The following is a 15,922-nucleotide window of genomic DNA, read 5'->3' on the forward strand; positions in this document are numbered from 1 at the left end:
TCTAATGCAGGTGAATCACACCTGCATTAAAGAGACCTAGGCCACTTCCGGGATTTGCTCGTCGATGCTGACAAACAGGCGTGCATAGGGGGTTTCGCCGAGCACCTGAAAAACGTGGAATTTCTGCTCCAGCAGTAAGATGCCAAAAACTTGTAAATCACCCAGCACCCTGACCTCCAGCGGTGCCAGTTGTGAACCCTGTTTACAGAAAACCTCGTCAAGATGGTTCATTTCGAGCATCAACGCGTTGATGCCATTCACTCGGGCAGGCACTTCGCCCGTTCTCCACTCTTCTGGCGTCAGGACGTAGTAGCGCCAGCCTGCATTTTTCAGAGCTTCGATAATATAGGTCAGCCGGTGTAAATCGGGCTGCTGATTGATCGGGTCCACCCAGGAAAAATACAAATACTGTATGCGTTCATAGAGCCTGCTGTGCATACCTAATTGACGGCCACGGGCGATCAGCCAGGCTATTTCGGGAGCAACTTGTTTGGTAAAGCGTTTTTGTTTTTGTGCCGTGAGCAGCCAGCGCAGCAAAAACAAATGCCCGTCTAAAAAAGAGGTCACCTTCCCATCCTGTTCCGCCAGCTTCATCGCGATCTGAGCACAAAAAGCAAAATGGGCTAATTCCCTGTTTTTATTATCGATATCAGTCATGGCAAATACCGTAGAAGAACTAACTAGATTTGGGATTGATCCCTAACCTCTGGTTTTTATTGGGGAAAGTTTTCGGGAAGCCACATTGTGCTTCCCGAAAAAGTGATTATTTCTGTGCCGTTAATTCGGTCAGTTTTTCCTGCGGTACTTTTTGCCCCAACGGGTTATTGCCCCAGCATTGTTCATACTTCCAGCCGGTCAACTCTTCGATAATGGCTCGGTGAGCCGGAGAGATATCCGCCATGGCTCCCCCGGCTTTAATCCGCGCAATCTCTTCCAGCAGCACCATGTGGCTCTTTCTGTCCAGCTTCATTTGCGTGGTGTAGAAAATCGCGACCAGTGCCAGTGCGATTACGCCAATTGCGAAGACCCCGACAATCGCCTGCACCGCCGTTTCTGGCTGTACTGGCTGCCCAGAGACAAAGCCAAACTTGCTGAGCGTCCAGCCCATGGCGAACACGATGATAGAACGCACCATTTTCCCGGCGAATGTCATTGCGCCAGCATACAGCCCTTCACGGCGACGCCCGGTAAGGACTTCATCCACGTCAGCCAGGAAGGTATAAACGGTCCAAGGGATGTAGTAGATCCCCCCGGTGCTCAGGCCAAAAACGGCAGTAATGGCAAACAGGACGATCACCGTGGCGGTATCGGACCAACCGGTAAAGTAGAGCGCTGCGTAAGCAATAACGCTGACAATGACCACCTGCAAGGCAATGCGGAATGGCCGGGCAAAGCCCATTTTCACGCAGATACCAATAAAGAAGGCGGTTGAGACCAGTTGCATGACCGAACTGAAGCTATTGAGTTGTGAAACCAGCACGGCACTTTGGCGCAGGCCGAAGATGATGAAATAGGTAAATGAAGAAGCAAACAGCCATTCCGCGCCGAAGCCAAACAGATACATGCCCAAATGCTTGCGGAAAATACGCAAACGGAAGGTGGAGATCATATCAATACACAGCTTTTTCAGCGCTTGCCCCAGGCTGCTGGTGGTCTCTTTTACCACTTCACTGGCCGGGCGCTCCCATGAGGAGACATACAGGGCAATCATGGCAACACACATGATTGCACCGTAGGCGATACCGGTATAAAGGAACGGCGTTGGGGAGTCTTTACCGTAGATGGCGATAAACTGGCCAGGAATAAAAGCGGCCATAAAGTTAGCGATTTTACCAAAGATAGCTTTTGAGCCGGTCAGCTTGGAGCGCTTGGCAAAATCGGTGGTCATTTCTGTTGCCAGGGTTTCGTAAGGCACCATGATTGAGGTGTAGATTAATTCAAACAGGGCGTAGGTGAGTAAGTAGTACCAGAAGCCAAACCCGCTCATCCACAGCAACGGATAGAACAGCACCAGCGGGATCCCGATGAGGATAAAGAACCGGCGGCGACCAAACAGCCGGCCAAGCCGCGTATTGTAAAAGTTATCCGTAATGTAGCCCATGATCGGGTTACTGATGGCATCAAGAATGCTGGCCAGCGAGAAGATAGCTGCGGCTTCTACGACAGAAAGGCCACAAAAGGTCGTATAGAAGTACATTAACCAGGCACCGCTGATCGCTAATGCTCCGCTTCCCAATAAGTTCGCACTGCCGTATGCGACCGTATGCCTGACTGTTATCTGCTTTTCCATGTATCCGCCGTATATAAAACACTGTTTCAATTTATATGACACGTTGTTTCTTTATATTACTGTTGGGGGGTGAGAAACGAGATGGAGATCACACAACAACGTTTTGCGCAGAAAGGGTACAGGTTGGAGAATTTTGCTATCTGAGTGTATTATTTTTGTTAAATTGATTTAAAATCAATTAATTGAGATTTTTTGCTCAACTTGAGAAAAAATGTGTTCGGTGAGCCGAATTGGCGAAATCGCATTTTTTTTGTGATTTTTGTCACAAAAATATTGAAATGGTGTTTTGAAAAGAGTAAATTCAGTTTTGTGACATGGGTCACACTAAAAAACACCAAGAACCAATGAGGAAACGACCATGAAAACCATGCTGGCTATCTCTAAATTTTTTGAAAAACTCGACGAAGCTTACTCTGATTTGTGCAAGCGGATTGGCTCAATTGTATTACCTTTCTGATCTAAGCCATCCAAGGCCTTACCCGCTAAGAACATAGGCGCTTACTCTATCCTCGCCATAAGTAGGATAGGATTACGGCAATCTGACGTTGATCATCGGATGGTGAGTTGTCATTAATCACGTCGTTTGCCATAGCGCCTGCTCTATTTCTTTTACACTCCTCGCAACCTCATCCTTCAGATTTTAATCTGAAAAACGGCCTGATATTTTTCACCTCACCCGATATCACCACGGTATTTATCGTTTAAAAAATAATAGACTTGAATCTTGCCGCATTACTGGCGGTATAGAGCACCGTATGACGAATATTTCTGTGCCCGAGATAGTCTTGAATCAAACGTGTATCCATCCCCTGTTCCGCTAATGCATAACCACACGAGTGGCGCAACATATGTGGAGTGACTACCACGCTGATACCCGCCGACTCACCATAGCTTTTAACCGCTTTGTAGAAACGTTGGCGCGAAATTCGTGTTCCGTGACGCGAAAGAAAAAGCCATGCGCTGTCGGCATTTAAATAGGCCGAACGTTGTTGCAACCAGGCTTTGAGCAGGATAATTTCAGTGTCATGCAACGGGTGCTGCACTGAAAAACCATTTTTTAGTCTGCTGACGTGGACAGTTTTGTTTACTAAATCAATATCCGAGAGCTGCAGATTGGTTAGTTCACTCACCCGGAATCCATGGATATAGCACATCAAAATCATGCACTGATCGCGATAATAATTATTTCCGCGCGTAACATTGGCTAATAAACGCTCCACTTCATTCTTGTTTAAGTATTTTCTGGTTCTCACCACTTTTCCTGCTATGACTTGCCGCTGATTTGATACCGATATCCTACTGGCTTTATGTGTTCTTAGATGGTGAGTTTGGTTACTCTTTAGTTGTGTTTTGACGCTCTCTTGTTGCCTTTTGTAGCCGATCTTTCTAAATGTAAATTTACTGTTGATAATGGCAGGGGACTTCAACCACGAAACAGGCTCCACCCAGTTCCGAGGTTCTCACGTAGACTTTGCCGCGATGCAGCGCAACGATTTTGTAGACGATCGTCAAACCCAAGCCGAAACCGGTGTTATTCGCTTTTTGATCCCCTTTGCCTCTATAAAATGGGGTGAAAATTTTATCATAATCCTCAAGGGAAATGCCTTTGCCGTTATCTTCCACAGAAAAAGTGAGTATCTCTTCAGTACGGCTTACGCTGATCTGAATGGTATCGTTGGTGTGTTTTTTGGCATTACTGAGGAGATTGTTCAACACATGTGTCATCAGATTTAAGTCCATAAAGACCCAACCTAGATCGTTATTGTATTTTTTTATAAATGTAATCTTTTCGCTGTCTGTAATGAATAAATCTATTTTTTCATCGAACCAGGTTGAGATATATTGTTTCTGTGGCGAAATGATCTTATTGTAGTCCTCAAGGCTGGCATAATTGAGTGCAGTTTCAATGAGTGATTCTACATGGCTAATTTCATTATAGATATTATCTATGATAGATTCTTTTTTAACATTATTGTTTGACTCAAAATAGTTATGAAGATGAAATCTTATTCTAGCGATAGGGGTACGCAACTCATGTGCCATGGTGTTGGTCATGGATTTACGCATCACAGCGGCTTCTTGGATTTTATCTACCATATCGTTCAAGGCGGTGGCAATAGGGTTGAAAATATCTGATGACGTGTTATCTACTCTGGTCTTAAACTTTCCTGCACTCAAAAGCATCGCTTTCTCGCGTATTTTCACGACATCATGCCAAATTGGTGTCAGCCAGATATAAGAAAAGATAGCGATGAGTAAAGCTGCTGCGGATAATTCAATAATGAGTGCGTTTTTTTCAAACGTGTTTTCATTGTTGATGGTGGCATTGGTATGCGGACTATTTTCATTAACAATGATAACAACATCAGTACCGAAGATTTTTTTTAGGGCTATATTGCCTTGAGTGAAAATAATGCTTCCTTGTGTTGCTCTCTTGTATTGCTCCGGTGTAAGCGATTCATGCAGATTATTCCACTTGCCTAAACTGGCAGTATAAATGGATAACTGATTAAATTGTTCTAATTTTTTGGTAAAACTATCATCACTTTCTCGTGAGAGATATTTTGTTTCTAATAAATTTATCATGTCACGGATGACTTGGTAAGTTGCTCGGTTTTTAAGGTAATCGGCAGTCTGAACTCTGATAAGGTCTACAATGCCGTAGGTAGTAAAAACGGCAAGTAAGAAAAAAATGTAAAACTTTAAGAAGATTATGAGCCTGGTCCAGTTTTTCATTTTTATTCACCAAGGTTGCTCTAGGCTTGCCAGCCATCACGGTTAAGAAGATATCCCTTTCCCCTGATAGTTTTTATTTTTTTAGGATGTTCGGTGTTATCGTCAAGCTTTCTGCGCAAGCGGGATATATGGATATCTATAGTGCGATCAAGCCCATCGAAATCAATGCCTTTCAGTGCCATTAACAGCTGATCGCGTGTGAGAACCTGACCTGCATTTTTAGCCAGTAGCAGGAGCAGATCGAATTCTGCGGTGGTCATGGGAATTTCCTGCTGGTACAGAAAGACAGTTCGAGAGTTTGGGGTGATAACCAAATGCCCGAGTTCCAGCGCAGGATTAACCGAATCCTTATTTTCTACCTCAGTGGGTTTATTCGCTCGGCGTAGCTGGGTCCTGATCCTGGCCAGCAACACTCTAGGCTCAACGGGTTTGATAATATAGTCATCAGCCCCAAGTTCTAACCCCAGGATCTGATCAAGATTTTCCCCCAAAGCCGTTAACATCATAATCGGGCCATGATAGAACTCTCTGATCTCTTTGCAAATATCCATACCACTTTTGCCAGGTAGCATGACATCCAACAAGACCAGATGGGGATGATGCCGTTGGATGTGAGGAACGGCAGCCTCACCGTTATCGATAACGGTGACGTTGAACATATGGTTCCGTAAAAAATCGGAAATCAATGTTGCCAAGGGGCGATCATCTTCAACCAACACGATAGTTTTTCGTTCACTCATAAATTTATCACTCAATTAGGTGGATGGAAAAACGTTATCCATTAATGAAGAATCGACAATTACGCTTACCTGAAGGAGCGTAAACTCCCTTGTAAGTATGTATGCAGTTTGGTGTTAGTGATAGGAAAAGTACTTAATTAGCACTTTATTCTGGTGGTTTGGCCGCTACATTATATTTGCATCGATGGTGTAGGACCATGGAGGATAACGGCTCGGTTTTATTACCCCAGATGGGCTGGCGGCAAACGCGGTACCCTATGGAGTAACCTATGCTGGCCATTGAAGGTTCAATGGCCAGGATGCAGAGGGGGCTTATTGATAAACGATCGTGAACTGAGCGCTCGCGTTGGCAATACCGGCAGTGATCGTATTGGAAATGGCTTTGTAACGCGCTACGAAGTTGAGATTATTCACTGAGCCTACACCGGTTTCCAGGGTGTAAGGTTGGGAGTTCTCAAACAGACGAACCACTTGCTGGCTGGCGTCTGACAGTTCGATAGCAACACCTTGAGCGGCATCAACAGCAGGGGTCAACGCCAGCACGCTGTTGTCGCCAGTTACGCTGGTACCATCAAACTTCACCACGGCGCTGGTGGCTGCCGCAGGGCAATCCTTCAACACCAGTTGAAATTGAGTGGGTGCCGCTTTGCTACCGATGCCGCTAAATGCGCTAGAGGCAACTTTACCCAGAGTCACCGTCAGGTTCTGTGAGTTGGTATCAACCGTGCAGGCTACATCGGTCACTTCGCCCACGAAATTAATGGTACCGTCAGCAGCAAATACGGCTGGGGTGGCAACAATCAAAGAAAACAGTGCAGCGTTAACGATGTTCTTTTTCATAAAATCTCTACTTAATCCATATTTTTTGGCATTACTGAATGCCTGTTTTGTGTAATGTAATTCAATGTATTTTTGCTGTTAAGCACTGGTATTGAATTATCGGTTTTACCACCAAAGACTATTGAGCATTATGCTTAATAGGGTGGTTTCATTTATTACTGGTTAACTCCAGTCTTTAAATGATATACCCGTCATACTTCAAGTTGCTTGGGTATAGGTGTAGCTTACGGTAATTATTAACCGCTTGATGGGCAGTTTGGTTATCTCTGTGTTGTTATTTGTACAACCTATGACAAAGTGTAAATACGCATTTTCAAGGTTGTTGGTAGAATTGGCCTTATTGTCTTCTGTTAGAGGGGAATACAACAATGCTCACTCCGAACATTGCCAGATAGCCCCGAAATACCGAGATAACCGGGTGGCTATCTCGGTAGATGTTGTTAATTAATTATAGGTAAACGAAGCCACCACAGAGGCATTAATGGTGCCTGGCATCACAGTACCGTTTGAGTAAGCCCGGGTTTTCAGGTCGAAAGTGGCGCTTTTTGATGCACCACTCACCATAGTAAAGGTTGTTTTGCCATTACCGAGGTTATTGCCACTGTTAGCACCCACCAGCTCAACGGTCAGGTTGGATGCCGTTCCCTGATTCTTATAACGGGTCGCGTCTGTAGCGTCTGGCGTACCGGCGAAAGCCGCAGTGACCTTGGTGGTTGATACTGGGCAACCCGTCAGTGTAATGCTGAAAGGTTGCCAGGCACCAAAGGCTCCCGCTGTTGCCAGAGAACTAGCCTGAATATCACCCAGGTCGATATTGATAACGGAGTTGCTGGCATTGACCACGCAGGGTGAGGCGACAACGTTCCCCGTAATATTGATGGTGCTGGTATCGGCTGCATTAGCCATGATGCTGTGTGCGGCCAAGAACGCCAAACTACAGTATCCCAATTTCACTGATTTTTTCATTTAACAATCCTGATGTTGACCGCTGATTAGGTATTTCTGAACGACAGAATGCCGTACCTGTTTAATAGAGATATCGCAGGTTATTTACGGGTAAGTGGAATTAACCTGTACTACGCCGGATTCACTCATTTCATTGATGCTTAATAAATGGCTACTATTTATTGATAGGTGACGTTCAGCGTGGCGGTCGTATTGGCTTTACCCGGCATGACCGTGGCTAAGGTCTGATAATAGCGAGCCTGAAAGCTGAAAGTTTCAATTCCGCCTATTGAGGTTTTCAACAGCAGATTATCGCCAATCTTCATCGGGGTGTTGTTATAAAGGATCTGTGCCCCCACTCCCTTGGCGACGTCGGCATTGCCTGCGCCGCTGAGCGCTAATACGCTGGTATTTGCCGTATCGGTATTCTGGGTGCCGGACATCGAGACATTGACTCGGGTATTGGCGTCACAATTCAGGCCCAGATTGAAGCTCGTGGTGGCCAGGGTGCTGTTCACGCCAGTGAACAGGGCCGCCTGCACATTCCCCAAAGGCACGTTAACGCTGGGAGTCTGTAAAGAACAGGCTACTGGAGTGACGGTGGAGGTGCCGATATTAAAGTTTGTGTAATACTGCGGGCTACCCGAGATAGAGATTTTCGCCACATTACCTGGGGTAATGCTGCCCCCTTGTACCCCGGTGGCGCTGGTTTTCACCAGCTGCGCGATGATCCCCGGTGCTGGGACAGAGACATACGTTTGTCCATTATAAGCTAGTGTTGTAGGGAAGGCGGTGCCGCCAGAAATGGCGATTTTTAGCCCCACGCCAGCCAGATTGGTTTGGTAGACGCCATTAACGCCAGAGAGCGTGGTAAACTTTGTCAGATCCAGGTTGATCGCCCATGCAGTGGTACAGCCAAATAACGTCACGCCCCCGGCGATCGCCCCGGAAGAGGCTGAAGCCAATACCGTACCGACGGGCGTATCGCGTTGCACAATCACATTGCCGAAATTGAACGTGCCGGTTTGTGCCGAAACTGCATCGCCAAAGTTACAAGCGGCCTGCACCAAGCTGGAAACCAACAGTGCCGCCAGCGCAAATACGGCTTTTCCTAGAGAAAGTAATCTCACAATTTTTCCTTGCAGATAAAGTCTGTTAGCTATGCACAGATCTACCGTTATTGCCTGCATGACGATAGTTAAGGGGCCACCTGGCGCTGGCGGTTTATCTGTGAGCAGAGATTGAATGACCCGTTATCCTTGGGCGAGCTATTCTGTGTCGATTCGTTTACTGATAAGTAATTGAGAACTGCGCGCTGGCGTTGGCGATACCGGCGGTAATCGTGTCAGAAACCGCTTTATAGCGTGCGACAAAGCTCAGGTTGGTAACGGAGCCGATGCCGGTTTCCAGAGCGTATGGTTGGGAATTTTCAAACAGGTTAACCACTTGCTGGCTGGCGTCTGACAGTTCGATAGCAACACCTTGAGCGGCATCAACAGCAGGGGTCAACGCCAGCACGCTGTTGTCGCTGGCACCGCTGGTGCCGTCAAACTGCACCGTGGCGCTAGTGGCTGCCGCAGGGCAATCTTTCAGCACCAGTTGGAATTGAGTGGGGGCTGCCTTGCTGCCGATGCCGTTAAATGCGCTGGAAGCGACTTTACCCAGGGTAACGGTCAGGTTCTGCGAATTGGTGTCAATAGTGCAAGCGACGTCGGTAATTTCACCCTCGAAATTAATGGTGCCGTCAGCAGCAAATACGGCTGGCGTCGCAACAATCAAAGAGAACAGTGCAGCGTTAATGATATTCTTTTTCATAAATCTCTATTTAATCCTTATGTTCGGCATTATTTAAATGCCATTTTCATATAATGGAATTCAATGACCTTGTGCTGAGGTGCATTATCATTGAATGATTTTTACCGCTCGCTGTACGCGATGATATCCGGCTCGCGCTGCGGTAATTTCATTTAAGGCTGATAGCTCTCGCCATAAAATGATGAGGCTACTTTACGTTTATTACGGATCCCTTGATGGGGACTTTGGTTATCTCAGTGTTGTTATTTGTACAACTTATAACAAAGTGTAAATCCCTTGCTGATCGCCAGCGCCCCCCATATTGGCAAAACCTATCTACCTCTCATTTGAACGATGGCGAAATAGATTGAACCAACGGGGCGGTGCTACAGGCACTGACCATTCACGAGCGGCAACCCGGTGTTTTGTTTGCTGCGTGCTGGCAAACGGTAATTCACTTGGCACTGTTGTGTGTTGCCTTTGCCCCATTGCACTTGCAGCGTGCCTTTTTCGGCCAGACCCGTTAAGTAAACTTCACCGCCGTCGCCAACGATGCTGCTGTTTTCCCCCGTGCTGGCAAGTTCGGTGACCGTGGCACCAAATGGCACCGGATTACCGTTGGCACGCATCATTGTCATCATGACCCGTTGGCCGATGCGTGGTTGATAATCGGCGACCACCACGGCTCCGCGCGTTGGCGTCACCGTTTTTGACGTCAGTTCCATTTCAACGTCATCTGGCAGAGTAGCGGTATCCAGCCCGAGTGCATTGTTACGGTAAGGCGTGACGTAAGGCACCACGGCATAGCCACGCCAGTCGGTTTTCACCCCGATGTTATTGGCCACGCCAACCCCTTTGGCACCAGGTGCTTTCACCAACGCTACGGTTTCCCCCAGCGGTTGTGATAGGGTGACGCCATTTTCATGCACCAGAATGCCGCCCTGAACGCCATAGTTAAATTGCTGCTGTTGGTTGCCGTAGTTGTAGCCTGTATTGAGTTGACCACTGTTGCCCCGGTAACTGGCCGACAGGTTGCCGCTGCTGCCGTTTTGCTGGTTGTAACTCTGCGCTACCGCCCAGTTCAGGTTGTTCTGTTCCAGCGCGGTGCCGTTAAGCCCCAGGCTGTGGCTGACCCGGCCCTGGGTGCCGTTATTCACGCCGTAAGTGGCCCAGGTATTATTGAGCCATCCGGACAGCGGAATGTTAACGTTCAAGGCCAACAGACGATCGCTGCCGCTGTTACCGAGGGCGTTTTTGCTGTGGCTGTAGTTGATGCCATAGCTGATACCACGCCAGCTATTGTTGTAACCCACGCCGGTTGATTGGGTTTTCTGCCCATTCCAGTAACCTTCATCCACCATGCTCAGCGACAGAGAACCCGCCTGTGGGCCAAGGTTCTGGTTAACCGTCAGTTCCATCCGGCTGCGTTTATGCTGCTGGTTGTCGAATGACTGCGTGCTTGTCGGGTTAGAGCTATCCAGCGTTTCCTGTAGCGTATAGAACCCTTTGGTGGAGTAGCGATACCCCGCCAGGCTGACGTTGGTACCCGTATCGGCGAAGCTCTTGCCGTAACGCAGGCGTAAAGATTGGCCGCTGCTGCTGGGCTCGTTCGCCAATGTGGCACGAGCCTGGGTAACATCGGCAGAGAAAGCGCCGAATGTTCCCATATTTTTGCCAAGCCCCAGCGCGAGAGCGTTATAACGGGGAGCCGCCTGCACGCCGCCGTACGCTGTGATCCCCCAAGGCAAACCGTAAATGACGCTGCCCTGAGCAAAGGGGGTTTCATCGATATGGCTATCAGCCGGGCGGTAACGTCCACCGGCGAGGTTGTATTTCATCTGTCCTTCACGCTGCAATACCGGTACGGAAGCAAAAGGCACCACCAGACGTTGTTCGCTGCCATCGGCTTCGGTAATGGTGACGTTCAGATCGCCACTACCCGCAGTGGGATAAAGATCGCTGATCTCAAATGCTCCGGCAGGCACATGGCTCTGGTAAATCACGTAGCCATTCTGGCGGATCGTCACCTGGGCATTGGTTCGGGCAATACCACGCACCACCGGCGAATAGCCGCGCAGGCTTTCCGGCAACATCTCTTCGTCCGACATCAACTGGCCGCCGCGCATTGGCACGCTGTCAAAGATTTCGCTGGAAGAGTTGGTGTCGCCCAAGGTCAGCTGGCTCTTTAAAAACGCGATATCACGTTGCAGGTAGGTATTGATGGATTGCCAATGCCCTTGCTGCTGGCGATCCTGCTGACCATTTTCCTGGTTCCAGACGGAATAGTTGCGCAGGCGCCAAGGGCCTACGTTCAGGCCGCTGCGCAGGTTCAGGTAGTAACTGTTGCTGGCCACGGCATTATCACCGATGCGAGCGTTGGAACCGCTGAAATTGTAGTTGACCAATAGCGCCGTCACGCCGTGCTGCCACTGATCCGGTGTCACATAACCACGGGCTTCGCTTTTCAGCGCTGCTTGGGGAATGCTCAAGTTCAACTGTTGATTGCTGAAGCGAAACTCGCTATAGGCATTGGGGATGGCAGCCGCCAAATCAACGCATTTGTTGTCTTCCGTCAGCGTGCTGAACGCAGCGACATTCACCCCAAGTGCTGCCAGGTCACTGGTACTGAGGCAAGGATGCAGGCCGCTCTTGCCGGTATCATCCTGGCGCTGGACAAATTCCACTTCACGGGAATTGATCATCTGGCCATTCAATAAGATGTCCACGCGATAGACCCCAGGAGCCTGAGAGTCGCCGTCTTCAAAAACTGACAGGTCGGCCCCGGCTTGTGCCGGGTTATCGATCTGCAGCAGTTCTGGATTAAAATATTCACGGGCCTGAGCAACGTGCAAATCGGCTACCATTAAACCGATGAGAAAAGCCAGTGGTAATAATTTGAAGTTCTGCATCTTTCTTACATCTCTGTTCACGGGGCAAACCTTAATTGTTCGTGGTTACCTGCGTTACAGGGAAAACTGGAAGGCATCGCTGGTGCCACCATAGTCATTGATGATCTTCCAACTGACGGTGTTACCGGCTGCTCCTGTGGGCAACGTATAATTCACCGTGGCATTCGGTGCCACCATGGTCACTTCTGGCAACTCTTTACCGCCGAGGGTGATAGAAAAGAAGCTCAGGTAATAGGGCGAGTGGTTGATTGCCTGCAATGTATTACCGTTACGCTGCCATTTGAGGTTTTTTGCGGCATCGTTCAACGAGCCGCTGATGCCTGCTGGGCGATAAATCAGCTTGATGCGGGTCTTGACCGCGATCTGTAGCGTGTTATCCACCTTTTCAGCAGAAGGAATGGACTTAACGTTCAGCCAGAACAGGGATTCTTTATCTTCTGGCAAGTTCCCGCCAGCACGGACGATGCGCAGCATGTTGTCTTGCCCACCGTTCAACCTGAACAAGGGGGGAGTGATGACAAAGGGGACCTTGGTTTGCCCATTATCTTGGGTTTCAACCCAGGATTGCATCAGATAGGCCGTTTTATCCGGGTTTTTTACGCTGAGTGCGGCTTCTTTTTTGCCACCATCATAGATCACCCGGGTTCCGCCAACGATTACACCTGCAGAGGCGTTCAGTGAGGCCAGTAATAACCCGCCGAGCAATGCTTTATGCCATAATTTCATAGTGGAATTTCCTGTATTCTGGGGACAAAAAAGTAAAAAATTAACGGCAGCTTTATCATTTCGTACAGGCTCTATCACTTGACGTTTAGGTTTCATGTAATACAGCGACTCCACAACCGTTATTCAACGAGACGCTATATTGCCTGACTCGTATCTGCAGTGATGGTAACTTTGGTTATGCTGGTGTTATGTTTTGTACACACTATTTCTAATTGTAAAAATGCGGGTTCATCGTGAGCTAACCGCTTGCTTTATTGCATCATTGTCATTATTTATATTTTCTATTTTTTTATGACAGAGTAGATCAGAAACACTCGAAATCCCTGACGGGTATTTCACCATCCTGATAGTTAAGCAGACGGTTGCCTAATGATGTTTTGACGAAAGCAACCAGGTCAGTATTACCTTTCATCCCGAGTTTCCGCATCGCATTACGTTTGTGACAACTGATGGTTTTTACGCTTCGCTTCGTGAGGTCAGCGATTTTTTTCTGCGTAACGCCACGTAAGAAATAGTTCAAAACAATAAGCTCAGAATCTGTTAGAAATGGATGTGTTGATCTGACTTTGTTGTTTAACACTTTGTTAATATATGGACTGAAAACACGGATGTTTTCGAGTGCTTGCATCATGAACCCTGACATTTCACAGAGATGTTCTTTTTTAGAGATCAGCGCATGTATGTTAATGTTGTAGAGAAGTTTTAACTCTGCTTTATTTTTAATTTTTGTCAAAATAACAATCTTTACGTCAGGTAAGGTTTTTTTTATCCAATGGATAAAGTCAATGACCTGAAGTAATGCTTTGTCTGCCCTAAAGGGTTCGATCACAATAAATTGTATGTCTTCGTTAATCAGGTTTTTTTTAAACTCGGCTAAGTTATTTGAGTGATAAAGAACATAGTCTAGCGACATGCAGGACAATAAATACTCAAAGCCGATTGTTGACATCGTACATTCATCGATTAATGCGATTCGAAGTGCAGTGTTGTTTTCCAAACATGCCCCTTTCGTTTTTAACACAAGTTCGCTATGAAATTTATTTAAAATTAAAAAGGCCGCTCTCTGATGACGACCTTGGTTTATAGGGTTCACCTTGAGTGGCTAACTCAGTTTATTGATAAACAATGGTAAACTGAGCGCTAGCGTTAGCGATACCGGCAGTCACGTTGTTGTCGATAGCTTTATAACGCGCAACGAAGTCCAGATTATTATTAGAACCAGTCCCCGTCACCAATGTGTAAGGTTGTGAGCTTTCGAACAGCTTGACCACTTGCTGAGTGGCGTCAGACAACTGAATGGCAACGCCTTTAGCGGTGTCTGCACCAGAGGTTAAAGCGAGCATGCTGTTGTCGCCAGCAACGTTGGTGCCATCGAATTTAACGACAGCTTTGCTTGCTCCTACTGGGCAATCTTTCAGGATCAGTTGGAATTTGGTTGGTGCCGCAGTAGAACCTGTACCGGTAAAAGCGGAAGAGGAGACTTTGCCCAGTGTGACGGTCAGGTTCTGAGAATTGGTATCTACCACACATGCAGCATCAGTCACTTCCCCGACAAAGTTAATTGTCCCATCTGCTGCCATTACGGCTGGGGCAGACATAGCGGAAAATAAAAATGCGGCAGTAATAATTTTGTGGTTCATGAAGTAATCCTTTTAATTAACGAATTAAAATTTCATGCATGGGCATTGGAAGGGCCATTGCATTCTATTTATCCCTTGATTAACATCTTGGTTAGAAAGGCTCACTAATGCGTAATGAGTTTTTCTTGAGGTAGTCATTTTGGGCTATTTTGTATACCTTGGGTTTTTTAACCTTAAGTGAAATGATTTAGCCCATTTAAAATGGATTTAATTTCTTTTTTTATGGCTTTTCCAGCATTATGTACTGATTAACTTTGATGCGTCAATTTATCAGTCACAGGGGTTTTGATGGGGTTATTGTGATAATTGTGTGGATCTGCGTGGGGGAATTGTCACTATTTATATGATTTTAAATATTTTTTCAAAGAGTAATGATGCAGATCACAGCAGAGTTGACACGGAGGAATTGCGGATACTACTATAGGCTCCAGTTTAGCCCAAAATGATCACCTGGTAATTTTTGCTTACAAATTACCAAATGTCTAAAAATCGCCTCGAGTTACTTGCCGTATATAACACCGTATGGCGAATGTTCCTGTGACCTAAATAATCTTGAATTAATCGCGTATCAATTCCTTTGTCCGCTAGAGCATAGCCACAAGCATGGCGTAACATATGTGGGTGGGGCATAACTGACAGTGATGAATCACGCCCATATTTGCGCATCATCTTGTAGATCTGTTGGCGGGAAAGGCGGTTACCCTGGCGTGAAAGAAACAGCCACTCACTATCGCTGCCATTATAATTCAATCGTTTATTTAACCATTGCTGTAGTGGTTTTATCTCCATGTCATACAGTGGATGTATGGTGGAAAATCCATTCTTTAATCGGTTAATCATGATGGTTCTCCCCTCCATATCGATATCGGAGAGACGTAACGCGTTGAGTTCACTGACACGGCAGCCGTGTAAAAAACACATCCAGATTAGGCAACAGTCTCTGTCAGCATGTGCGCCCTGTGCAACCGCGCTAATTAATCTTTTTACCTCTGATAGTGTTAAATATTTCCGACTTTTCATCATATCCTCTCTGTCGTCATAAAATTAACTAGGGATAACCTGTCTATTGGTACTGGCTGCCTTACTCAGCCTGCCTCGAGCCCTGATCCTGCTCCATAAAGAATATTGTTGTAAAAGTATCACGCCTGAGCCTGAATTTAATCGCAGCGCATGTGCAATATCGTACCGGCCTGTTAATAGGTTAGACCTTTTTTTTATTTTTGTATAAGGAGGATTCTGGTTTGCGAAGCTAATTCAGTGATTATAAGACTCTGGCTAATAAAATCCTGTTTCTAATATTTC

14 protein-coding genes are annotated in these 15,922 nt (G+C 46.8%); all 14 read right to left on the reverse strand.

Features of this window, described 5'->3' with window-relative positions; translation table 11 throughout:
* Positions 1 to 36: 36 nt before the first annotated feature.
* Positions 37 to 657 (reverse strand): DUF2913 family protein, encoded by a 621-nt coding sequence (locus tag IV04_RS11120; RefSeq protein ID WP_051916756.1) that lies wholly within the window; start codon positions 655 to 657, stop codon positions 37 to 39.
* Positions 658 to 763: 106 nt separating this feature from the next.
* Entirely contained in the window at positions 764 to 2,290 is a 1,527-nt protein-coding gene (locus IV04_RS11125) for an MFS transporter (protein ID WP_037397816.1), read from the reverse strand.
* 701 nt (positions 2,291 to 2,991) lie between these two features.
* A complete protein-coding gene (locus IV04_RS11130; protein ID WP_037397819.1) occupies positions 2,992 to 3,543 on the reverse strand; it encodes a tyrosine-type DNA invertase in 552 nt (183 codons plus the stop codon).
* A 145-nt stretch (positions 3,544 to 3,688) separates the two neighbouring features.
* Complete coding sequence (locus IV04_RS11135; RefSeq protein ID WP_037397822.1) at positions 3,689 to 5,026, reverse strand: ATP-binding protein; 1,338 nt, start codon at positions 5,024 to 5,026, stop codon at positions 3,689 to 3,691.
* Positions 5,027 to 5,046: 20 nt separating this feature from the next.
* Positions 5,047 to 5,766, reverse strand: coding sequence for a winged helix-turn-helix domain-containing protein (locus IV04_RS11140; protein WP_037397827.1), 720 nt, complete (start codon positions 5,764 to 5,766; stop codon positions 5,047 to 5,049).
* Between the two features lie 312 nt (positions 5,767 to 6,078).
* Entirely contained in the window at positions 6,079 to 6,606 is a 528-nt protein-coding gene (locus tag IV04_RS11145) for a fimbrial protein (RefSeq protein ID WP_037397829.1), read from the reverse strand.
* A gap of 444 nt (positions 6,607 to 7,050) precedes the next feature.
* Positions 7,051 to 7,572, reverse strand: coding sequence for a fimbrial protein (locus IV04_RS11150; protein ID WP_051916757.1), 522 nt, complete (start codon positions 7,570 to 7,572; stop codon positions 7,051 to 7,053).
* Positions 7,573 to 7,730: 158 nt separating this feature from the next.
* On the reverse strand, positions 7,731 to 8,681 hold the full coding sequence (locus IV04_RS11155) for a fimbrial protein (protein WP_037397832.1): 951 nt from the start codon (positions 8,679 to 8,681) through the stop codon (positions 7,731 to 7,733).
* 157 nt (positions 8,682 to 8,838) lie between these two features.
* Complete coding sequence (locus IV04_RS11160; RefSeq protein ID WP_037397835.1) at positions 8,839 to 9,366, reverse strand: fimbrial protein; 528 nt, start codon at positions 9,364 to 9,366, stop codon at positions 8,839 to 8,841.
* Positions 9,367 to 9,731: 365 nt separating this feature from the next.
* Positions 9,732 to 12,254, reverse strand: a complete 2,523-nt coding sequence (locus IV04_RS11165) for a fimbria/pilus outer membrane usher protein (RefSeq protein WP_037397838.1) — start codon at positions 12,252 to 12,254, stop codon at positions 9,732 to 9,734.
* A gap of 54 nt (positions 12,255 to 12,308) precedes the next feature.
* Positions 12,309 to 12,980 carry a molecular chaperone gene (locus tag IV04_RS11170; RefSeq protein ID WP_037397841.1) on the reverse strand — a complete coding sequence of 224 codons (672 nt, stop codon included), beginning with the start codon at positions 12,978 to 12,980 and terminating at the stop codon, positions 12,309 to 12,311.
* A 304-nt stretch (positions 12,981 to 13,284) separates the two neighbouring features.
* On the reverse strand, positions 13,285 to 13,977 hold the full coding sequence (locus IV04_RS11175; RefSeq protein WP_152562859.1) for a response regulator transcription factor: 693 nt from the start codon (positions 13,975 to 13,977) through the stop codon (positions 13,285 to 13,287).
* A 115-nt stretch (positions 13,978 to 14,092) separates the two neighbouring features.
* Complete coding sequence (locus tag IV04_RS11180; RefSeq protein WP_037397847.1) at positions 14,093 to 14,620, reverse strand: fimbrial protein; 528 nt, start codon at positions 14,618 to 14,620, stop codon at positions 14,093 to 14,095.
* Between the two features lie 471 nt (positions 14,621 to 15,091).
* Positions 15,092 to 15,640, reverse strand: coding sequence for a tyrosine-type DNA invertase (locus IV04_RS25215; protein WP_072010874.1), 549 nt, complete (start codon positions 15,638 to 15,640; stop codon positions 15,092 to 15,094).
* Between the last annotated feature and the right edge of the window lie 282 nt (positions 15,641 to 15,922).

The organism is Serratia sp. Ag1, assembly GCF_000743355.1.
In the GTDB taxonomy this organism is placed as follows: domain Bacteria; phylum Pseudomonadota; class Gammaproteobacteria; order Enterobacterales; family Enterobacteriaceae; genus Chania.

What these genes read in the sequence shown, in the direction of transcription:
- IV04_RS11125 (WP_037397816.1), bottom strand. Translation starts at nt 2,290, where the DNA reads ATGGAAAAGCAGATAACAGTCAGGCATACGGTCGCATACGGCAGTGCG.
- IV04_RS11150 (WP_051916757.1), bottom strand. Translation starts at nt 7,572, where the DNA reads ATGAAAAAATCAGTGAAATTGGGATACTGTAGTTTGGCGTTCTTGGCC.
- IV04_RS11135 (WP_037397822.1), bottom strand. Translation starts at nt 5,026, where the DNA reads ATGAAAAACTGGACCAGGCTCATAATCTTCTTAAAGTTTTACATTTTT.
- IV04_RS11160 (WP_037397835.1), bottom strand. Translation starts at nt 9,366, where the DNA reads ATGAAAAAGAATATCATTAACGCTGCACTGTTCTCTTTGATTGTTGCG.
- IV04_RS11170 (WP_037397841.1), bottom strand. Translation starts at nt 12,980, where the DNA reads ATGAAATTATGGCATAAAGCATTGCTCGGCGGGTTATTACTGGCCTCA.
- IV04_RS11120 (WP_051916756.1), bottom strand. Translation starts at nt 657, where the DNA reads ATGACTGATATCGATAATAAAAACAGGGAATTAGCCCATTTTGCTTTT.
- IV04_RS25215 (WP_072010874.1), bottom strand. Translation starts at nt 15,640, where the DNA reads ATGAAAAGTCGGAAATATTTAACACTATCAGAGGTAAAAAGATTAATT.
- IV04_RS11145 (WP_037397829.1), bottom strand. Translation starts at nt 6,606, where the DNA reads ATGAAAAAGAACATCGTTAACGCTGCACTGTTTTCTTTGATTGTTGCC.
- IV04_RS11180 (WP_037397847.1), bottom strand. Translation starts at nt 14,620, where the DNA reads ATGAACCACAAAATTATTACTGCCGCATTTTTATTTTCCGCTATGTCT.
- IV04_RS11140 (WP_037397827.1), bottom strand. Translation starts at nt 5,766, where the DNA reads ATGAGTGAACGAAAAACTATCGTGTTGGTTGAAGATGATCGCCCCTTG.
- IV04_RS11165 (WP_037397838.1), bottom strand. Translation starts at nt 12,254, where the DNA reads ATGCAGAACTTCAAATTATTACCACTGGCTTTTCTCATCGGTTTAATG.